The organism is Streptomyces sp. NPDC032745 (genome assembly GCF_055579465.1).
Map to the genome: position 1 here is coordinate 460013 of NZ_JBVING010000005.1, position 19405 is coordinate 479417.

The 19405-nt window shown below is 73.5% G+C and carries 22 protein-coding genes; 6 read left to right on the forward strand and 16 right to left on the reverse strand.

The window, feature by feature from the left end; genetic code table 11:
• Positions 1-62 precede the first annotated feature (62 nt).
• From ACZ5WG_RS16340 to ACZ5WG_RS16355, 4 genes are all read right to left on the reverse strand, one after another.
• The gene (locus ACZ5WG_RS16340) at positions 63-329 is read right to left on the reverse strand and encodes a GlsB/YeaQ/YmgE family stress response membrane protein (protein ID WP_266661109.1); all 267 of its coding nucleotides are present in this window, start codon (positions 327-329) and stop codon (positions 63-65) included.
• A gap of 75 nt (positions 330-404) precedes the next feature.
• The gene (locus tag ACZ5WG_RS16345) at positions 405-722 is read right to left on the reverse strand and encodes a hypothetical protein (RefSeq protein ID WP_468723684.1); all 318 of its coding nucleotides are present in this window, start codon (positions 720-722) and stop codon (positions 405-407) included.
• 5 nt (positions 723-727) lie between these two features.
• Positions 728-1687: a hypothetical protein gene (locus tag ACZ5WG_RS16350; protein WP_468723686.1), complete on the reverse strand. Its 960-nt coding sequence runs from the start codon at positions 1685-1687 to the stop codon at positions 728-730.
• The gene (locus ACZ5WG_RS16355; RefSeq protein ID WP_468723687.1) at positions 1684-2577 is read right to left on the reverse strand and encodes a phosphatase PAP2 family protein; all 894 of its coding nucleotides are present in this window, start codon (positions 2575-2577) and stop codon (positions 1684-1686) included. The genes ACZ5WG_RS16350 and ACZ5WG_RS16355 overlap by 4 nt, the downstream gene beginning before the upstream one ends.
• A gap of 231 nt (positions 2578-2808) precedes the next feature.
• On the opposite strand from ACZ5WG_RS16355, the gene ACZ5WG_RS16360 reads away from it, so the two are divergent.
• On the forward strand, positions 2809-3441 hold the full coding sequence (locus ACZ5WG_RS16360) for a TetR/AcrR family transcriptional regulator (protein ID WP_468723688.1): 633 nt from the start codon (positions 2809-2811) through the stop codon (positions 3439-3441).
• A gap of 152 nt (positions 3442-3593) precedes the next feature.
• On the opposite strand, the gene ACZ5WG_RS16365 is transcribed toward ACZ5WG_RS16360, so the two are convergent.
• The gene (locus tag ACZ5WG_RS16365) at positions 3594-4151 is read right to left on the reverse strand and encodes a TerD family protein (RefSeq protein ID WP_468723690.1); all 558 of its coding nucleotides are present in this window, start codon (positions 4149-4151) and stop codon (positions 3594-3596) included.
• Between the two features lie 479 nt (positions 4152-4630).
• Here ACZ5WG_RS16365 and ACZ5WG_RS16370 point away from each other — a divergent pair, with 479 nt between their 5' ends.
• Complete coding sequence (locus ACZ5WG_RS16370) at positions 4631-5446, forward strand: glutamate ABC transporter substrate-binding protein (protein ID WP_468723692.1); 816 nt, start codon at positions 4631-4633, stop codon at positions 5444-5446.
• On the opposite strand, the gene ACZ5WG_RS16375 is transcribed toward ACZ5WG_RS16370, so the two are convergent.
• Together ACZ5WG_RS16375 and ACZ5WG_RS16380 are read right to left on the reverse strand one after the other, a co-directional pair.
• Positions 5430-6392, reverse strand: a complete 963-nt coding sequence (locus ACZ5WG_RS16375) for an SMP-30/gluconolactonase/LRE family protein (protein WP_468723694.1) — start codon at positions 6390-6392, stop codon at positions 5430-5432. The two genes, ACZ5WG_RS16370 and ACZ5WG_RS16375, sit on opposite strands and share 17 nt — an antisense overlap.
• A gap of 164 nt (positions 6393-6556) precedes the next feature.
• Complete coding sequence (locus ACZ5WG_RS16380; protein ID WP_468723695.1) at positions 6557-7108, reverse strand: DJ-1/PfpI family protein; 552 nt, start codon at positions 7106-7108, stop codon at positions 6557-6559.
• 263 nt (positions 7109-7371) lie between these two features.
• On the opposite strand from ACZ5WG_RS16380, the gene ACZ5WG_RS16385 reads away from it, so the two are divergent.
• Positions 7372-8205 (forward strand): endonuclease I family protein, encoded by an 834-nt coding sequence (locus ACZ5WG_RS16385; RefSeq protein WP_468723697.1) that lies wholly within the window; start codon positions 7372-7374, stop codon positions 8203-8205.
• Between the two features lie 139 nt (positions 8206-8344).
• Positions 8345-8647 (forward strand): DUF3040 domain-containing protein, encoded by a 303-nt coding sequence (locus tag ACZ5WG_RS16390; protein WP_468723698.1) that lies wholly within the window; start codon positions 8345-8347, stop codon positions 8645-8647.
• Between the two features lie 20 nt (positions 8648-8667).
• On the opposite strand, the gene ACZ5WG_RS16395 is transcribed toward ACZ5WG_RS16390, so the two are convergent.
• The 4 genes from ACZ5WG_RS16395 to ACZ5WG_RS16410 all read right to left on the reverse strand — a co-directional run bounded on the left by ACZ5WG_RS16395 (position 8668) and on the right by ACZ5WG_RS16410 (position 12647).
• Positions 8668-9099: a GNAT family N-acetyltransferase gene (locus tag ACZ5WG_RS16395; protein WP_468723700.1), complete on the reverse strand. Its 432-nt coding sequence runs from the start codon at positions 9097-9099 to the stop codon at positions 8668-8670.
• Between the two features lie 59 nt (positions 9100-9158).
• Entirely contained in the window at positions 9159-10817 is a 1659-nt protein-coding gene (locus tag ACZ5WG_RS16400; RefSeq protein WP_468723701.1) for a beta-N-acetylhexosaminidase, read from the reverse strand.
• An 83-nt stretch (positions 10818-10900) separates the two neighbouring features.
• Positions 10901-11338, reverse strand: coding sequence for a GlcG/HbpS family heme-binding protein (locus ACZ5WG_RS16405; protein ID WP_468723703.1), 438 nt, complete (start codon positions 11336-11338; stop codon positions 10901-10903).
• A gap of 91 nt (positions 11339-11429) precedes the next feature.
• Positions 11430-12647, reverse strand: coding sequence for an MFS transporter (locus tag ACZ5WG_RS16410; protein WP_468723705.1), 1218 nt, complete (start codon positions 12645-12647; stop codon positions 11430-11432).
• Positions 12648-12847: 200 nt separating this feature from the next.
• Between ACZ5WG_RS16410 and ACZ5WG_RS16415 the strand changes: the two genes are divergently transcribed.
• The gene (locus tag ACZ5WG_RS16415; protein WP_468723707.1) at positions 12848-13324 is read left to right on the forward strand and encodes a MarR family winged helix-turn-helix transcriptional regulator; all 477 of its coding nucleotides are present in this window, start codon (positions 12848-12850) and stop codon (positions 13322-13324) included.
• 40 nt (positions 13325-13364) lie between these two features.
• Here the strand turns inward: ACZ5WG_RS16415 and ACZ5WG_RS16420 are convergent, their stop codons facing one another.
• The 5 genes from ACZ5WG_RS16420 to pdxR all read right to left on the reverse strand — a co-directional run bounded on the left by ACZ5WG_RS16420 (position 13365) and on the right by pdxR (position 18403).
• On the reverse strand, positions 13365-13877 hold the full coding sequence (locus tag ACZ5WG_RS16420; protein WP_468723708.1) for a hypothetical protein: 513 nt from the start codon (positions 13875-13877) through the stop codon (positions 13365-13367).
• Positions 13874-14551: an RNA polymerase sigma factor gene (locus ACZ5WG_RS16425; protein WP_468723710.1), complete on the reverse strand. Its 678-nt coding sequence runs from the start codon at positions 14549-14551 to the stop codon at positions 13874-13876. The genes ACZ5WG_RS16420 and ACZ5WG_RS16425 overlap by 4 nt, the downstream gene beginning before the upstream one ends.
• A 15-nt stretch (positions 14552-14566) precedes the next feature.
• Complete coding sequence (locus tag ACZ5WG_RS16430) at positions 14567-14998, reverse strand: LAETG motif-containing sortase-dependent surface protein (RefSeq protein WP_468723711.1); 432 nt, start codon at positions 14996-14998, stop codon at positions 14567-14569.
• A 130-nt stretch (positions 14999-15128) separates the two neighbouring features.
• A complete protein-coding gene (locus tag ACZ5WG_RS16435; protein WP_468723713.1) occupies positions 15129-16715 on the reverse strand; it encodes a glycosyltransferase family 2 protein in 1587 nt (528 codons plus the stop codon).
• Between the two features lie 77 nt (positions 16716-16792).
• Entirely contained in the window at positions 16793-18403 is a 1611-nt protein-coding gene (gene pdxR / locus ACZ5WG_RS16440) for a MocR-like pyridoxine biosynthesis transcription factor PdxR (protein ID WP_468723715.1), read from the reverse strand.
• Positions 18404-18432: 29 nt separating this feature from the next.
• Here pdxR and ACZ5WG_RS16445 point away from each other — a divergent pair, with 29 nt between their 5' ends.
• Complete coding sequence (locus tag ACZ5WG_RS16445; protein WP_468723717.1) at positions 18433-19383, forward strand: EamA family transporter; 951 nt, start codon at positions 18433-18435, stop codon at positions 19381-19383.
• Positions 19384-19405: the final 22 nt, after the last annotated feature.

The following is a 19405-nucleotide window of genomic DNA, read 5'->3' on the forward strand; positions in this document are numbered from 1 at the left end:
GCGCCCGCCTTGCCGCTCTTGCGGGGGACCGCGCCCGGTGCCTTGACGGCTCCCGGCGCCGCTCAGTCGCGGGAGTTGCCGAACAGGATCCGGTAGCCGATGAGCAGGACGAGCGAGCCCGCGATCGCGGAGCCCCAGGTGGCGGGGTCGTAGAACTCGTTGGCGATCGGCTTGTCCAGGAACTTCGCGGAGAGCCAGCCGCCGACGAAGGCTCCCGCGATGCCGATGAGGGTGGTCCCGATCAGGCCGCCGGGGTCGCGGCCGGGGAGCAGGACCTTGGCTATGACGCCGGCCAGCAGTCCCAGGACGATCCAGCTGACGATCCCCATGTGTGTTCACTCCGCTTCGCCGTGCGTGCGTGTTCGCGTTCACCGGGGAGGACGCGAACACCGGCGAAACGGTTCTCAGCTGCGGAGGGCCCGTACGAGCACCACCCCGGCGGCCGCCGCCGACGCCACCGCGGCGGCCGCGAGGCCGGCGCGCGGGCCCCGCCCGAGCACCGCCCGGGTCGACCGGAAGGAGAGCACGGAGCGGTGCGACCACGCGGAGAGCACGGAGCCCGAGCTCAGCCAGGACCCCGCGGAGCCGATCGAGAGCGCGGAGCCGGCGGACCCGACGGACAGCACGCTGCCGACGGAGCCGATGGAGAGCACCGAGCCGACCGAACCGATGGACAGCACCGAGTTCCTGGACCAGAGCGAGAGGAACGATCCGTCAGTCATATCCGTCATGCTGGCACACGCGTGATCGACACGGCGGCGGCCGAGGCCGATACGGGTGCGGGTGCGGGTGCGGGTGCGGGTGCGGGTACGGGAACGGGTGCGGGTGCGGGTACGGGAACGGGTGCGGGTGCGGGAACGGGCGTCGCGCTCGGGGCCGTCCGCGTCAGCAGCAGCACCCCGCGCGCCGCCGCCAGCGCGCCGGCCGTGGCGAGCAGGAGCCCCATGGCGCCGCCCTGGAGGCGTTCGCCGAGCAGGACCATGCCGATGGCGGCCGCGGCGAGCGGGTTGGCCAGGTTCACGACGGCGAGCGGCGCCCCGAGCCCGCCCCGGTAGGCCCGCTGCGACAGCAGCATCCCGCCGACCGCGAACACCACGACGAGCAGGGCCACGGAGACGACCCGCACGCTGAGCAGGGCCCCGCCACGGCCGCCGGCGACGGCCACCGTCTGGGTGAGGGCGGAGGCCACGGCGGAGGCCAGCCCGGAGGCCGTCGCGTGGCGCAGCCCCGAGCTCACGTCCCGGCGTGCGGTCAGCAGCACGATCGCGAAGGCGGTCGCCCCGGACACGGCGAGCGCCTCGACCAGGGTGAGGGTGTCGTCGGGGGCCGGTCCGGAGGCCGGGAGCAGCAGCAGGCCGAGCCCGACGACGGTGGCCAGGGTGCCCCGCCATTCGGTGGCCGCGACCCGGCGGCCGGCTCCGCGGGCCCCGAGCGGGACGGCGGCGACGAGGGTGAGCGCGCCGAGCGGCTGGACCAGGGTCAGCGGGCCGTAGCGCAGGGCGGCCGCGTGCAGCAGCGCGGCGCCGGCGTTCAGCCCGGCCGACCACCACCAGGCCCCGTTCCCGAACAGGGCACCGGCGCTTCGCGCGACGGCGGCCCGGGCGAGCCGCTCCTGGGCCACGGCGGCGGAGGCGTAGGCCACGGCGGAGGCGAGGCAGAGCGCGACGGCGAGGACGGTGGCGTTCATCGGCCGGCCCCCACGGCCTCGGGACCGGCCCCCACGACCTCGGCCGAGGCCTCCTGGGCCTGCCGGTCCGGCCGGGCCACTCCTGCCCCGGCCGTATCGTCCGCTCCCACGGCGTTCCGCGGGCGCGGCAGGTGCCGTACGACGGGCAGCGAGCCGGTACGCACCTGCGGGCGCGGGACGACCAGCAGCGCCCCGCCGAGCAGCACGGTGGCGACGATCGCGTCGAGCCAGTAGTGGTTGGCGGTGCCGACGACCACGAGCAGCGTCAGCAGCGGGTGCAGCAGCCACAGCACGCGCCAGCGGGACCGGGTGGCGGCGATCATGCCGAGCGCCAGCATCAGCGCCCACCCGAAGTGCAGCGAGGGCATGGCGGCGAACTGGTTGGCCATGGTGTCGGCGGCCGGCGCGGCCCGGTAGACGGAGGGCCCGTAGACCAGCCCGGTGTCCACCAGGTGCGCGGCGTCGAGCATCCGCGGAGGTGCGAGCGGGAAGGCGAGGTGCAGCGCGAGGGCCGCGCCGGTCAGGACGGCGAGTACGCGCCGGGCCCACAGGTAGTGGCCGGGTCTGCGCAGGTACAGCCAGATCAGGAAGACGGCGGTCGCCGGGAAGTGCACGGCGGCGTAGTACGTGTTCGCGGTGTGCACGAGGGCGTCCCCGTGGAGGAGCAGCCGCTGGATCGCGCCCTCGCCGGGCAGGTGCAGGGTGCGCTCGGCGTCCCAGATCCGGCCGGCGTTGCGGAAGGCCTCGTCGGTGCGGTCCGTGGAGAGCATCCGGCCCGCCTTGTAGACGGCGAACAGGCCCGCGACGAGCAACAGCTCACGTATGAGGCGTCGCCGCTGCCCGGTTCCCGGGCCGTCGGCCGGCCCGCCAGGTGTCGTGTGGGAGCTCATTCCCCCAACTCTCTCTTCCTGTACTCGCGCGCCGCTTGAATGCGGATGGTGCGGATGGTCACGCGCTGGGTGCGCCGGTGTGCGGCGGCCGGAGCCGGCCGCCGCGCATCGACACGCCAGTGTATCGATACATTCGCGTATCGATACGCTGGTGTACCGATACGCTCGCGTTCCCGTACACTTTCCCTACGGAACCAATCGCCGCGGAGCCCCCGAGGAGAGCAGCTCACCATGACGTCGACGCCGCCCGCCGCGCGCCGCTCCAAGATCACCCCGGAGCGGGTGCAGGAGTTCTACGACGCCGTCCTGGAACAGCTGCGCGAGCACGGGTACGAGGCCCTGACCATGGAGGGCGTCGCCGCCCGGGCCTGCTGCGGGAAGTCGACGCTCTACCGGCAGTGGAAGACCAAGCCCCAGCTGGTCGCGGCCGCCCTGCGCGCGCACCGGCAGGGCACGCTCGTCGCGGTGGACACCGGCACGCTCGCCGGCGACCTGCGCGAGGCGGCCCGCATCGCGGCCGGCAACTCGGGGCGCGACACCCGCCTCACCCAGGCCCTCGGGCATGCGGTGCTCAGCGACGAGGAGCTGCAGGCGGCTCTGCGCGAGGCCCTGGTCGAGCCGGAGCTGGCCGCGTTCGACGCGATGGTGGCCAGGGCCGTGGCACGCGGCGAGATCGCGGCGGACCACCCGGCCCTGGAGTTCCTGCCGGCCCAGCTGATGGGCGTGCTGCGGATCCGGCCGGTGCTGGAGGGGCGGTACGCCGACGCCGACTATCTGGTCCGGTTCGTCGACGGGGCCCTGTTGCCCGCGCTGGGCCTGGCCCCGATCCCCCTGCCGGACCGGAACCGGGCTCCGGCCCCCTGAACCGGTGGGGCGCCGTCACGATGACCTGACGGCGACCCGCCCGCGCTGCCTCGTGGGGACGGCGGCAGCGCGCCACCCGGACGGGGCGGTGGCCACTCACTCGAGGGAGTGACCACCGCCCGGTCTGTGCGGCCCCGCGACAACGCGTTGCGTCAGGGCCGCAGGGCGCCCATGACCCGGGCGAACTCCTCCGGATCGGCGTCGAAGCCCCGTACGGCGGCGTCCAGCGACCAGGCCCCCGAGGCGTCGCGGGTGAACTCCGCGACCGTGGCCGCGGTGGCGGCCGGGACCCCTGCGAAATCGGACACCGCGAGATCGGTGTAGCCCTCCCGGATCCGGACCCCCGTACCGCCTATGGCCGCGAAGGTCTTCGTACGCGCGCCGCGCGGGCCGGTCCCCTGGATGACCACGCCCACCACCACCCGCCCCAGCGCGGGCGCCATCCGGTTCAGTTCGAGGGTCATCACCTCGTCGAAGCCGAAGCCCTGACCGGTGTGGCTGTCGCGGTTCAGCGTGATGGTGCCGTCGGGGGAACGGCTGCCGAAGTGCACGAGGTGGACCGGCTCCCCGTGCGGGTCCGCGGCGCCGTACACCGCTGCGATGATGTCCAGGTCGTGGGCGGGCGTGCCCGAGGGGCTCGGATCCCACCGCAGGGCGATCTCCACCTTGGCCAGGCTCTTGCGTACTCCGGTCGTCGTCGACGTGCTCACCGAACTCCCCCTCCGCTTACCGGGCGTTGCCCGGCCATGCTGTCATGCCGCGGCCCCGCAGGTCCGGACGAGCGTACGTTCCCGGCCAGTTGGGCCGGTTCGCCCAGCGTGGCCGATGCGGCCGCCGCGACGTCCGCGCGCACGTCCCGGTCTCCACGGGAGATCACGCACGACCGCAGAGCGAAAATCGATCATCTATTCGAAAGGGCCGCCCCCGGGCCGGTGACTCTCCGCGACCGCCCCGCTCCGGGCGCGACACCGCGCCCGGCCCCGTTTATCCCGTTCGCGGCACAATGCGCCGCAGAAACGCCGGGCACGCCGGATCGTTACCTCAAGCTTTGCTCAATTCCAGTGACAGCGCGCCCACCGCCTTCCTAGCTTCCTCGTACACGCGTCTTGACGCTTCTTACGAACCCGCGGTTCCACCTGCTGCCGGCGATCCCGCAGCGAGTCCCGCGTTCCCGAGGAAAGAGTGCAGCATGAAGGTTCCCCAGGCCGGTGCTTTGGCCGCAGTGATCGGCCTCGCCCTGACCGCCACGGCGTGCGGCGGTGACAGCGGCCCCGAGGGGAACCTCTCCATCGGCATCAAGTTCGACCAGCCGGGCGTCGGGCTGCGCGAGCCGGGCGGGACCTTCTCCGGCTTCGACGTGGACGTCTCGACGTACATCGCCAAGGAGCTGGGCTACAAGCCCGAGCAGATCGAGTTCAAGAAGGTCGACAGCTCCGACCGCGAGCTGCTGCTCCAGTACAACGAGGTCGAGTTCGTCGCGGCCAGCTACTCGATCAACGACAAGCGCAAGGAGAAGGTCGACTTCGCCGGCCCCTACTTCCTCGCGCACCAGGACCTGCTGGTCCGTGCCGACGACACCACGATCACCAAGGCCGAGGACCTCAACAACAAGAAGCTCTGCTCGGTCACCGGCTCCACCTCGGCGCAGAACGTCAAGGAGAAGCTGGCCCCCAAGGCGAGCCTCCTGGAGCAAGACGGCTACTCGGACTGCGTCATCGCGCTCCAGGACGGCGTGGTCGACGCCATGACCACGGACAACTCCATCCTGGCCGGGTACGCCGCGCAGAAGGCCAACGCGGGCAAGTTCAAGCTGGTCGGGCTCAGCCTGAGCAACGAGAACTACGGCATCGGTGTCAAGAAGGGCGACAAGGAGCTCCAGGGCAAGATCAACGCCGCCCTGAAGAAGATGGTCCAGGACGGGTCCTGGGACGCGGCCGTGAAGAAGAACTTCGGCCCGGCCAACTACCGGAACGAGCCCGCCCCCGTGATCACGACGGGCAGCTGACGATCGTCGACGCGGTGGCCGGATTCGACCAGTCGGAGTCGAAGGCGGCGTTCACCACGTAGAGGCGTCCGCCGTGGACCGCCGCCGTCGTGGGCTCGTCGAAGCGCGGATCGGTGATCTGCTTGACGAACCGGCCCCGGCGGCCGTCCGCGCTGAGCGTGAACACGTCGACGGCGTAGTCCCAGTTGCGGACGACGTACAGCGTGCGGCCGTGCACCACGAGCCCGTCGCCGTTGGCCACCGATCCCCCGTCGAGCGGGACCCTGGCGGCGGCGCCGGTGCGCGGGTCGACGCGGAACAGCGCCTTCGCGTTGTCGTTGACCACCAGCAGCGCCCGGCCGTCCGGGGTCCGCTCGATGCCGTTGGAGCCCCAGACCTGGCCTCCGGGCGGGGTCGGGACCCAGTCACCGGTGAGCGCCACGGCCCGCGGGGCCTGGCCGGAGCCGGAGCTGGAGCCGGCGGGCAGGAAGTACAGCACGTCGTTGAAGGAGTCGGTGAACCAGGCTCCGCCGCAGCCGACGACGACGTCATTGACGAAGGTGGTCCCGGTGGCCGCCTGGTGGGTGGCGAGCACCCGGCCGTCCCCGGCGTGCACGATGCGGATCCGGCCGTCCGCACCGCCCGCGACGAGCAGCCGGCCGTGTCCGTCGAGCTTCAGCCCGACGGACATCGCGCCCGGGCCCTGCCCCTCGGTCAGGATCCGCCCGGCCCCGGTGGCGAGGTCCACGCGGTAGACCGCACCGTCGATCAGCGAACCCGTGTACGCGAGCCCGCCCGGCGAGACGGCGATGCCCTCGGGCTGGAATCCGGGCGGGGTGGGAAGGGTGGCCGGCCGGGACGCGGCGGGGCGGGCCTGGGCGAGCGGCGCGAGCGGCCCCACGAGCGCGGCGCCGCCGAGGGCTGCGGCCGCACCGAGGAAGCTGCGCCGACCCAAGGGTCCAGTCACGGTGGTGTCCTTTCAGCTGCCGCACCAACTGCCGTGCGAACAGGACAAGTTGAACAACATCGGTTGACTGCCACCTCAGCACACCACAGCCGCCCCGTCAGTCCCGGGCCCGGACCTTTCACAAGGGAATGGGGAGCCTCCCCTTCACCGCCCCTCCGCGTACGTCAGGCCAGCGGCGCCTTGGCGCCGAGCACCTTCAGGAACTCCCGCATCCAGGCGGAGTGGTCGGGCCAGGCGCGCGCCGAGACCAGGGTGCCGTCGACCACGGCCTCGGAGTCCTCGTACACCGCCCCCGCGGCCTTCATGTCGAGTTCCAGCGCCGGGTACGCGGTCACCCGGCGGCCGTCCAGCCCGCCGCTCGCGGCCGTGATGAGCGGGCCGTGGCAGATCTGGGCGACCGGCTTGTCGGAGCCGGTGAAGGCGGCCAGGATCCGCCGTACCTCGGGATCGTTGCGCAGGTACTCCGGCGCGCGGCCGCCCGGGACGACCACGGCCGCGTACTCCTCGGGAACCACGTCGGCGGGCCAGGTGTAGCCGGGCTTCTCGGTGTAGGTGTCGAAGCCCTCCTCGAAGTCGTGCACCACGAACCGCAGTTTCTTGACCGACGGCGCCGCGATGTGCACCTCGTACCCCTCCTCGCGCAGTCGCTGGTACGGGTAGAGGACCTCGAGCGATTCCGCCGCGTCGCCGGTCACGATGAGGATCTTCACTGCCATGGGCTGCTCCCGGTAGGGGGGTTCACGGTGTGCACGGTCCGCACGGCCCCGGCCGGGGCCCCCGCCACCGTGCCCGCCGCGGCGCGTTCTGCCAAGAGGTCCTCACCCGTTCGGACCAGTGGTCACCAGGGGCAGAATCCAGCCTTCCGACACATGGATTTTACCTGTAAGGCACATGACAATGTGAGCCTCTGCTCTGCCACCTGATGCCCCGCCAACTGCCATGGCGGGGGCGGTGCCTGCGAAGAGGTATCCCCCACACCATGAGAATCTCCCCACGCACCCCCTGGGTCGCCGGGCTCGCCGTAGCGGCCCTGGTCCTCATTCCGGCCACCGCCTCGGCCGGCCAGCAGCGGACGGCGGCTCCCCACGCCGACGCGGCTGCCACCACCGCCACCACCACCGCGATCTCGGTCGACTCGTACTACGCGGCCGCCGAGGGCAAGACCGGAGCGGCGCTGAAGACCGCGCTCCACGACATCATCAAGACCCAGTCCAAGGTGACCTACGACGGCGTGTGGAACGCGCTGAAGGTGACCGACCAGGACCCGGCGAACCCGAACAACGTCATCCTCGTCTACTCGGGCCGCTCCCAGTCCAAGTCCACCAACGGCGGCGGGGTCAACGACTGGAACCGCGAGCACGTCTGGGCCAAGAGCCACGGCGACTTCGGCACCGCGACCGGACCCGGCACCGACCTGCACCACCTGCGCCCCGAGGACGTCACGGTCAACAGCACGCGCGGCAACAAGGACTTCGACATGGGCGGCAGCCCGGTCTCGGAGGCCCCCGGCAGCTTCACCGACTCCGACTCCTTCGAGCCGCGCGACGCGGTCAAGGGCGATGTCGCGCGCATGCTGCTCTACATGGCCGTGCGCTACGACGGCGGCGACGGCTTCGCCGACCTCGAGATGAACGACAAGGTCAACAACGGCACCGCCCCGCTCTTCGGCCGTATCAGCCTGCTGAAGCAGTGGAACCAGCAGGACCCGCCGGACGCCTTCGAGCAGCGCCGCAACCAGGTCATATTCGACACCTTCCAGCACAACCGGAACCCGTTCATCGACCACCCGGAGTGGGTCAACTCCATCTGGTGACCGCGCCCTGAACGCCGGCTCGGAGGCCGCCGCCCGGCCGGGTGGCGGCCTCCGAGGGTTGGGCCGCGCCAGGTCGGGTATGCGCAGGCCAGAGGCTGCGGCGCGCGCCGCCCGGCGACGCCAGCCCATGGAGGTCGTCATGGACGGACCCGGACTGTCCGACCGCGAGCGGCGCGCCCTCTCCGCGATCGAAGCCGATCTCAAGGGTGACCGCTCCCTCGTCCGGATCCTGCGCTCCGCGCACACACGCCCGCGTCACCGCACCCTGGCCGCCTGCCTTCTCGGTGCGGTGACGCTGGCCCTGCTGGTCGCGGCCTCGGTCACCGTCTCACTGCCGCTGATATGGGGTTTCGCGGTGGCCTGGACCCTGACCGCGGTCCTGGCGCTGCCCCTGGTCGGCCAGTGGATCCGGCGCCGCTGGCAGCGCGTAGGCCGCCCGTAACGGCCCCTGCGCCCGGCGGCTCACTGCTCGCCGAGGACCATCCACTGCCCCGGCTGCGCCATGGGCGCGAAGCCCGCCTTCGCGTAGACGGCGTGGGCGTCGGCGGTGGCGAGCAGCACCCGGCGCAGACCGTACGGGGCCAGGTGGTCGCGGACCGCGGCGGCCAGGCCCGTACCCAGCCCCTTGCCTCGTACGGCGGGGTCGATGTAGACGTCGCACAACCAGGCGAAGGTGGCCCGGTCCGTGACCACGCGGGCGTAGCCGAGCTGGGCGCCCGAGGCGGTGTCGTAGACGCCGAAGTTCAGGGAGCCCGCGATGGCCCGGTCCTGCTTCTCCCTGCTCCGGCCGAGGGCCCAGTAGGCGTCCTGCGACAGCCAGCGGTGGATCAGCGCGGCGTCGAGCCGGGCGGGATCGGTGGACATCTCGTAGCCGTCCGGCAGCTCACTGTTCATCCCGGCATCCAACCAAGGCGTACGGCGGCCGGGCCAGCGAATATGGGCGGATGTACGGCTCACCCCGGAGGCTGGAGCCGGTCGGCGAGTGCCTTGAAGTCGGCCCAGGCGGGCTGCGGCGGGCGGCTGTCCCAGACCTTCTGGGACAGCGCCGCCAGGGGCAGCCGGATCCCTTCGGCGACCTGGGCCTGGGTCTGGGCTCCGGCCAGGTCGCTCCACACGGCGAGCCGTGCGCCGAGTATCTGCGCCGCGTACCGGGCGGGCACCGGGGTCGTGCCGCGCAGCACGAGCGGGGTCCACTGCTCGTAGATCCGCTTGCCGGTGGGGTAGGTGAACTGGTTCGGCTGGCCGAGCACGTAGTAGAGGTACTCGTCGTTCAGGTTGACCAGCTTGCGGCCCTCGCGCAGGTACTCCAGCGGCGGCCGGGCCCCGAGCTCCTTGCCCGTCCAGTACTCGACCTGGATGTCCTTGGCCGCCTGGACCACACCTCCGGTGAAGAAGCCGTCGTTCCACGCCTTGGGCACCTTGCCCGCCGGACGCACCACGTCCGCACGGTCGTTCAGCCAGCCCTCGGCCAGGTCCTGGACTCGCGCCGAAGGCCCGTACCGCTGCTGCGCCGCCCGGGCGAGCTGCGGGAAGGAGGCCTGCGGGTCGCGGTAGACCAGTGCCTGGTACTCGTCGGCGCCCAGATGCCAGAGTCCGCCGGGGAACAGCGGCAGGTATTCGCGGAGCAGTTCGTCGATCAGCTTGGCCGAGGCCGGGTCGGATATGTCCACGGCGCCCTTGACGGCTCTGCCTTGTACGTCCCGCAGTTGGAGGGCGGGATGGGCGCGCAGCACGGCGCCGAGGTGCCCGGGCGAGTCGAGCTCGGGCACGACCTTGATGTGGAGGCGGGCGGCGAGGGCGATGATCTGCCGGACCTCGGCCTTGGTGAGGTGGGGCGTGGAGACGATCTCGGGGTGGGTGTCGGACTGGATCCGGAAGGCCTGGTCGTCGGAGAAGTGCAGGCCGAGCTGGTTGAGCTTGAGGTCGGCCATCCGGCGCAGTTGGTCCTCGATCCAGCCCACGGTGAAGTTCTTGCGGGCTATGTCGAGGTTCAGGCCGCGCTGGGCCTTGGCCGGGCCGTCCCGCACGGTGCCCTCGGGAGCCGAACCGGCGGACTTCACCGCCTGTTTGAGGGTGCGGGTGCCGTAGAAGACCCCCGCCTCGTCCGGTCCGGTGACCCGGACCCGGCCTCCCTGGACGGTGAGGGTGTACGACTCGGGCGGTCCGGAGTTCTTGGCGCCGAGGGCGAGTTCCACGTCGCCGGGGCGCGGGGCGGCGGTCTCGGCGAAGCCCATGTGCAGTTCACCGGCGAGCAGCTTGCCCTCGTCGGTGAGGGCGGCGGCGTTCCCCGGCGGTACGACGACCCGCGCGGCGGCGGCCGGTTTCCAGCCGGGGCCGCGGGCCGGGGTGTGCTCCCGTACGGCCGGGATGGTGCGCGGGGCGGTGGACAGCGCGTACGAGGGGGTCGGCGAGGGGACGGGGGCCGAGGTGGCCGGCGCGGAGGCGGGGGCGGCGGAGCCCGTGGTGCTGGCGCCGCCGGGGCTGCGGGCCTCCTCGGAGGCGGCCGTGCAGCCGGGAACGGCCAGGGAGACCAGCGCGGCGACGGCTGCCGTCGCGATGACGTGGCCTCTCCTGAGCTGCCTGGACCGGATCTGCCTGGACTGTCGCATCATGCTCCCCTGTCCCCGTACCAACGTGGCACGGGGGACACGGGCGCGCGACCCGGGCGCGCGACCCGGAGGCCCGGTCGGGAGCGTCAGACCAGCGCGTCGAGGGCGGCCGCGGCGAAGGCATGGTCCTGGCCGGGGGCGCCGCCGCCCACGCCGATGGCGCCGATGAGCCGGCCGTCGCGGTGGACGGGCAGCCCGCCCGCGATGAACAGCAGCGGCCGGTCGAGGGCGGTGGGCAGGGTGTGGAAGAGCCCGCCCGGCTGGACGGCGTCGACGAGGTCGGCGGTCGGGGCGTCGAGCTGGAGGGCGGTGAAGGCCTTGCGGGTGCTGGTCTCGCCGGAGATCAGTACGGCGCGGTCGTCGCGGCGGAAGGCGAGCAGGTGGCCGCCGGCGTCGAGGACGGTGACGCTGACCGTCACCCCGGCCTGCTCGGCGGCGCTTCGGGCGGCGGAGACGAGGAGTTCGGCGTCCTCGGTGGTCAGCGGCGCGACGGCGGTACGGGCGGGGGTGGTGACGCCGGACATGCGGGGTTCTCCTGAATCGTGGTGCGCTCGTACGGGTCGTACGAGTCGTGGGAGTCGTGGGAGTCGTACGAGGTGTACGAGGTGTCGTGGATCAGTGGCGGGCGGGGAGGGGTACGGCGGCCGGGGCTCCGGCCGCGACGATCCGGCCGCCGCCCGGGCGGGCGGCCGTACGCCGCTCCAGCGCGCCGGAGAGGAGGGCGAGGACCAGGGCGGAGGCGGCCAGGGCGGCGCCGACCCAGTTCGGGGCCGTCCAGCCGAGCCCGGCGGCGATGACGAGCCCGCCGAGCCAGGCGGCGAGCGCGTTGCCGAGGTTGAAGGCGCCGATGTTGACGGCGGAGGCCAGTGTGGGGGCGCCGGCGGCCTGGTCGAGGACCCGCTTCTGCAGCGGCGGCACGGTCGCGAAGCCCAGCGCCCCGATCAGCACGATGGTGACGGCGGCGGCGATCTTGGTGTGGGCGGTGAGGGTGAAGGCGGCCAGGACGACGGCCAGGGCGCCCAGGGACACGTAGAGCATCGGCATCAGCGCGCGGTCGGCGAACCGGCCTCCGACGAGGTTCCCGGCGACCATGCCGAGGCCGAACAGGACGAGGAGCCAGGTCACGGAGGTGTCGGCGAAGCCGCCGACGTTGGTCATCATCGGGGTGATGTAGGTGATCGCGGCGAAGACGCCGCCGAAGCCGAGGACGGTCATCGCCATGGCGAGCAGCACCTGGACGTTGCGGAAGGCGGCCAGCTCGTGGCGGATCCGGACGCCCTCGGGCCGGGGCAGCTCGGGGACCAGCCTGGCGATGCCGAGCAGGCCGAGGACGCCGAGGGCCGCGACGATCAGGAAGGTGACGCGCCAGCCGAGGGTCTGGCCGACGAGGGTGCCGAGCGGGACGCCGACGACGTTGGCCACGGTCAGGCCGGTGAACATCATGGCGATCGCGCCGGCCTTCTTCTCGGGGGCGACCAGCCCGGCGGCGACCACCGAGCCGATGCCGAAGAAGGCGCCGTGGGCGAGGGAGGCGACGACGCGCCCGGCGAGCATGACGCCGAAGACGGGGGCGAGCGCGGAGAGCACGTTGCCCGCGATGAACAGGCCCATGAGCAGCATCAGCATGCGCTTGCGGGGGATACGGGTGCCGAGGACGGTCATGAGCGGGGCGCCGAGGACGACGCCGAGGGCGTATCCGGTGACCAGGAAGCCGGCGGCGGGGATCGAGACGCCGTAGTCGGCGGCGACCTCGGGGAGCAGGCCCATGATCACGAATTCGGTGGTGCCGATCCCGAAGGCCCCGATGGCCAGGGCGAGGAGTGCGAGAGGCATGAGGGGTGCCCTTCAAGGGGGGAGGTGGTGGTGCGGTGGCGCTGTCGCGGCACTTGCCATCGCCGCTTACGTGCGTCCACATTAATTGCAGACGCGGGATATTTGCAAACGCGGGCTATTGCGGAAGTGGCCTATCCTGGGAGGGCACCTGTGGGGACACAGGGAAGCCGGCAACGGGGACACGGTCGAAGGAGCAGCCCATGACGGCCACCGACAGCGCACTGACCGGCCTGGCCCAGGGCTGGTGCGCCCTCTCCCTCCTGCACGGGCGGATCGAGGCGCACATCGAGCGGGCCCTGCAGGCCGGGCACGGCCTGAGCGTGCGCGAGTACTCGCTGCTGGACGTCCTGAGCCGCCAGCACAGCGGCCCGGGCGGCCACCTGCGGATGCACCAGGTGGCCGACTCTGTGGTGCTCAGCCAGAGCGCGACGACCCGGCTGGTCACCCGGCTCGAGGACCGCGGGCTGCTGAACCGCTACATCTGCGACACGGACCGGCGGGGCATCTACACCGACGTGAGCGAGGCGGGCCTGGCCCTGCTGGCCGCCGCCCGGCCGACCAACGACACCGCGCTGCGCGAGGCCCTGGACGAGGCCGCACGCAACCCGGAACTCGCCCCGCTGGTCGCGGCGGTGGAGAACACCCGGTCCAGGCCGTCTCTTCCGGAACTCGCCTGACCCGCGTCGGGCTTGACCGGCAAGATCCGAAAGAGACGGCCTAGCTCTTGGAGGGTCCCGCGCTCGGGGGCCGCGAGGACGACGCGGGCGAGGACGACGGCACCGCGGACGGGGGAACGGACCTCGACGGCGATGCCGAAGGCACACCCGACGGGGTCGGCGTCGGCTCGGGCGTCTGCGCCGAACGGGTCCCGGGGGCCCTGGACGGCAGCCGGGACGGCGCCACCGAGGGGTGCGGGGAACCGGTGCCGGTGCGGGAATCCGGTGTCGGCCCCGGTCCGGTGATCTCGGGCGGTGAGGCGGGCGGCACCGGACGGGGCGGGGAGGAGTCCGGGGCCAGTACGAGGTACCCGGCCACGGCGGCGGCAGCCGCGGCCAGTCCCGCCAGCGGCAGCGCGAACCGGCGCGGGTTCAGCAGCCGCACGGCCGGCAGCCGCCGCAGGTGCGGGCCCGGCGGATCCGCGGGGCGCAGCTCGCGGACGGTGATCCCGGCCGCGCGGGCGTCGAGGGCCTGGCGCAGCCTGCGTTCGACGGGGCGTTCGCCGTGCGTCATATCCGTCCCTCCAGAATCCGTTCCAGCGCGTCCAGGGCGCGGCTCGCGTTCGACTTCACCGCGCCCCGGCTGATCCCGAGGGCGGTCGCTATCTCCGCCTCGCTGAGCTCGGCCCAGTAGCGCAGTACGAGGACCTGCCGGCGGCGCGGGGTCAGCCGGCCGAGTGCGGCAAGGACCTCGCGGTGTGCCTCGTCGAGGACGACGTGATCCTCTGCGGACGGGATGTCGGCCGCCGCGGGCGGGGTCCACGCGCGGGCCGTGCGTCTGCGGCGCAGAACGGACCGGGAGGTGTTGACGACGGCGGTGCGCAGATAGCCCAGCGCGTTGTCGACCTCGCTGATCTGCTCCCCGTGGCGCCGGTACAGGGCCGTGAAGGCGTCCTGGACCACGTCCTCGGCGGTGGCCAGGTCGTCGACGAGCAGCACGGCCAGCCGGACCATGCGCAGCCGGTGTGCGTGGTAGAGCTCGGAGACGGTGGGCTGCGGCGCATCCCCGCGCAGGGCGGCGTCGTACGCCGGCCCGGGCCCGGGGTACCCGGAGCCGTACGGCTGCGCCGGCGCCGGCGGGTTGACGCGTTCGCGGCGCAGCACCGACGACCACAAGCCCCGCCACGCCCGGCCGAGGCCGAGCGTGAAGGGGCGTGCGGAGGGTGCGGGTTGAGCGAGGTGCAGCACGGGGTTCCCGGGTTCTCAGCCGTTGGCGCGGCGGCGTACGGCGTAGAGGGTGCCGGCACCGGCGACGATGAGCGTGGCGGCCCCGGCTCCGATGGCGGCGGTGGTGGCGGAGGAGCCGGTGTGCGCGAGCTCGTCCCCGGCCGGCGACGGGGCCGCCGTGGGCGCCGCGCTGGGCTGGGCGGTGGGCTGGACGCTCGGCGCGGACGTCGGCGGGACGCTGCGCGACGGCGTCGGCCGGGCGCTCGGCGCCACCGTCGGCGGGACGCTGCGCGAGGGGGTGGGCGCGGCGCTCGGCGTCGCGCTCGACGGCGCGCTGGGGGCGGGCGACGGGGTGGCCGAGGCCCCCTGTGCGGCGAAGGCGGGCCCGGCGAGCGCGAGGGCCGCCCCGGCGGCGGCAGCGGTGACGGCTGCCCGGCGGACGGTCAGGGGGACGCGCTTCAGGTTCATCACAGTGGTTCTCCACGGTCGGGTCACGGTCGGTGCGAGGACGCGGAATGCCGCCCTTCACCCCCGCACGACGCGCGACCCGCCACGAGGTTGCCGCCGATTGCGAAAAACTTTCCGGCGAAAAGCTCTGTCAGGCCGTGGGCAGCGGGATCCTGCGGACCACCTCGAAGCTCAGATTCCCGTACGCGGTGAAGAAGGCGGCGGCCGCGAGTTCGGTGGCACCGCCCGGGTCGCGGGCGACGACCTTGGCACGGCGGGCCGTCCTGTCCAGCTCCGGCGCGTGCCGGCGGCCCAGCCGGACGGTGCGCGTGACCCCGTCGGCCCGGACGTTCAGGAAGCAGTCCCAGGTGCCCGGTGGGATCGGCCCGCCCCCGGCCACCGTGGTCAGGTCGAGCTCCGCCAGGAAGCCGGCCATCGTCAGCTCCGGGTCCAGCTCGGTGAGCTCCGGCGCGGGGCGGGCCTGGACCGGTACGAGGTGCTCGCTGCCCGTCTCCCGCGCCCGCAGTACGAGCTCGCTCTCCATGCGGCCGGTCCCGAGCGTCTGGATGTACGCGTGGCCGGTCAGCCGTACGCGGCCGCCCTGCCAGGTCAGCGACGCCAGCCGGTGCAGCGTCCTGAGCTTCTCGGTCACGTCGAAGAGCACGTCCGGCAGGCCCGCCGCCGGGTCCCGGAACAGCGGGTAGCAGCGGTAGACGCGGCCGTTGTCGACGATCTCCTGCGGCGCCGGCTCCTTCGCCGGGTCGTACTCCATCAGCTGCTCGAAGGCGGGCAGCGGGCCGCAGGCGAACGCATAGAGCCGGATCCAGTCGATCCGCGGCAGTTCGCCGCCCATGTCCGGCTTCCAGTACGTCTGCACCAGCGCCCGCGCCCGCTCGTACACCTCGGCCGTGAAACCGGGGTTCCCGTGGCGGGCGTCGACGGCCGGCCGCAGCGCCGTGCGCAGCAGGCTGCGGAAGTGCCGGCCGAGCATGCGGCGCCGTCCCACCGGGTCCTGCACCCGCTCGGCCACCAGGGCCATGACGCGCTCGATGTGCGCCACCGTCTCGCCGGCGGTGCGGACGCGGGCGGTGATGTTCTGCCCGTCCTCGCGCAGGCGCAGGAAGTAGCAGTCGTAGTCGCCGACGACCGAGATCTTCCCGGCGGCCAGGAACACCCCCGTCACGAAGACCTGGTCCTCGCCGTACCAGAGGTCGTCCGGGTAGCGCAGGTGCGCGTCCTCGACGACCCGGCGGCGTATCAGCTTGGCCGAGTGGAGCGAGCGGTAGACCTCCGAGGTGTAGAGGTCGGCCTCCTCGGCGTGCCGGTGGGCCTTGTCCGACACCGTCCGGCCGAGTCCGACCTGCTTGGCGAGTACGACGTCGCTGCCCTGGGACTCGGCCATGTCCAGCAGCCGCTCGAGTGCCTCGGGGCCCAGGTAGTCGTCGGCGTCGAGGACGAATACGTACCGGCCGCGGGCCAGGTCCAAGGCCCGGTTGCGGGGCCCGCCGGGGCCGCCGGAATTCGGCTGGTGCACGACGCGCAGCTGCGGGTACCGGGCGGCGTAGCGGTCCAGTTCGGCGCCGCTGCCGTCCGTGGAACCGTCGTCGACCGCGACGACCTCCAGGCGGTCGGCCCCCAGGGTCTGCCCGAGCACCGAGTCGAGGCACTCGTTCAGGTAAGGCATCGCGTTGTAGACGGCGATGATCACGGATATGTCGGGGGCGGACGCGTGGTGCATGCACCCGAGCATAAAGTTCGCCCCCGGCGCCTCCAGAGGCGGTGTCCGCGGGAGGCCGGCCCAGGGGTGCGGGGTGATCAGCGGAGCCGGTCGAGGCCGCTTACGGCCCGGCCGATGAGGGCGATCCCCTCCTCCAGCTCGCCCGGCGGCCCTGCCGCATAGCCGAGGACCAGCCCCGGGGAGCCCGGCCGGATGCGGTGCCAGGACAGCGGGTGGGCCTTGACCCCGAGGGCCAGGGCCGCCGCCGCGAGGGCGGTGTCCTCGAAGGCCGCGCCGTCGAAGGTGACCATCAGGTGCAGGCCCGCCGCCGCTCCGTGGACCCGGGCGCCCGGCAGGTGCGCGGCGATCGCCCGGAGCATGGCGTCACGCCGGCGGCGGTGGCGGCGCCGGACGAAGCGCAGGTGGCGCTCCAGCTCGCCGGAGTCCATCAGCCGGGCCAGCACCAGCTGGGCGAGGACCGGATTGCCGAGGTCGGCGTAGCGTTTCGCGGCGACCACCGCGCCGCGCAGGCGCGGCGGGACCAGCAGCCAGCCCAGGCGCAGCGCGGGGGCGAGCAGTTTGGACACGCTCCCGGCGTAGCAGACGCCCTCGGGGAGCAGGGCGCGCAGCGCGGGGACCGGCGCACGGTCGTAGCGGTGCTCGGCGTCGTAGTCGTCCTCGATGACCAGTCCCCCGGCCGCTGCCCAGCCCAGCAGCTCCCGGCGGCGCTCCCCGTCGAGCACGACCCCGGTCGGGAACTGGTGCGCCGGGGTCAGCAGCACCGCCGCGGCTCCGCTCGCCCGGAGCGCGGCGGTGTCGAGCCCGCTCCCGTCCACCGGTACGGGCACCGTCTCCAGCCGCCCGTACTCCAGCTGCTGCCGGGCTCCGAGCGAGCCGGGGTCCTCCACCGCGACCCGCCGTACGCCGTCCTCGCGCAGCACGTGCGCCAGCAGGCCCAGCGCCTGGGCGACGCCCGCGACGACGACGACCTCGTCGGGGTCGGCGCGGATCCCGCGGTTGCGGGCCAGCCAGCCGGTGACCGCCGCCCGGAGGGCGGGCGTGCCCTGCGGGTTGCCGTAGCCGAAGTCGGCGGCGGTGAGCCCGGCCAGGACGCGGCGCTCGGCCTGGAGCCAGGCCGTACGCGGGAAGGCGGTGAGGTCGGGCACCCCCGGCGAGAGGTCGATCCGGGCAGGCACGGCACGCAGGACGTCCACGAGCGGCCCGCCGGCCTGCGACCCGAACGGTCCGAGCGGCCCGCCGGGCCCGGGCCGGCCGGCGGGGGCGAGCGCCCCGGCCGGGTCGAACGGCCCGGCCGGAGCTTGCGATCCCCCGGAACGGAGCGGTCCGAGCTGTCGGTCCGGGGCGGCTGGCGCCGGTACGCGCGGCACGGTTGCGGGCAGGGGCGCGGCGACCACGATCGTGCCCGCGCGGCCGCGGCCGAGCACCTGGCCGGCGTCGGCCAGTCGCTGGTAGGCCTCGGTGACCAGCCCGCGGGAGACGCCGAGCTCCGCCGCGAGCACCCGGCCCGCCGGGAGCCTGCTGCCCACCGGCAGCGTGCCGTCGGCGATGGCGGCGCGGATGCGGGCCGTCAGCCACTCGGTACGGCCGCCCGGCGGGGCCTGGCCGATGTCGAGCTGCAGGAAGTCCGAGCCGCTGACGGCCCCAGCGCTTTTGGACCCCTTGGAACGATGCTCTTCGGCACTGTCCATGGGTCCAATGCTGGCAGAGCCTGGGCCGTATGAACACCTCCCCCGGCGCGCTGCGCGACCTCGCCCCCGGCACCCTCGGCATGGTGCTGGTCGGCAGCAGCGTCACCGTCTCCCGTTCCCTGGTCCATGCCCCGCTGTTCGCCACGCAGGCCGTCCGCTATGCGGCCGCCACCCTGCTCCTGCTCGCGTTCGCCCGGGCCGCCCGGGTGCCGGTCCTGCGGCCTCGCGGCCGGGAGTGGCTGTGGCTGGCCGGGATCGCGGCCACCGGGCTCGTGCTGTTCAACGTGGCCGTCGTACGCGGCGTCGCGCATGCCGAACCGGCCGTGATAGCCGTCGCGGTGGCCTCCGTACCGGTCCTCCTCGGGGTGCTCGGCCCGCTGCTGGAGGGCCGCAGCCCCAGCCGCAGGATCCTCCTCGCCGCCCCCGTGGTCGTGGCCGGGGCCGTCCTCGTGGAGGGCACGGGCCGGGCCGACGCCGCCGGGGTGGCCTGGGCCGCGCTCGCACTCGCCTGTGAGGCCGCTTTCACCCTGCTCGCCGTACCTGTGCTGCGGCGGCACGGGCCGTGGGGAGTGTCGGTGCACGCGGTATGGCTGGGCGCCGTGATGCTGGGGGTGCTGACGCTGCTCACCGAGCGCCCGTCCGACCTGTCGGCCGTCGGTCCGGCCCAGTGGGCGGCCGCCGGGTACCTCGCCGTCATGGTGACCGCAGTGGCGTTCCTCCTCTGGTACCGCACGGTGGCCGCCGTCGGCGCCGGCCGGGCCGGCCTGCTGACCGGGGTCGCGCCCCTCGCCGCGGCCGCCATCGGCGCCCTCTCGGGCGGCGGGATGCCGGGTCTGCCGGTCTGGACCGGCCTCGTCGTGGTGGTCGCCGGGCTGGTGGGCGGGCTCCGGAGTCCGCAGCCGGGGCCGCCCGTACGGAGGGATCCGCGGCAGCGGAAGGAGCCCCGGCAGCCGAAGGACCGGGCGCCCACGTCCCCTTGAGGGTCCGCGGCCCGGTGGATCA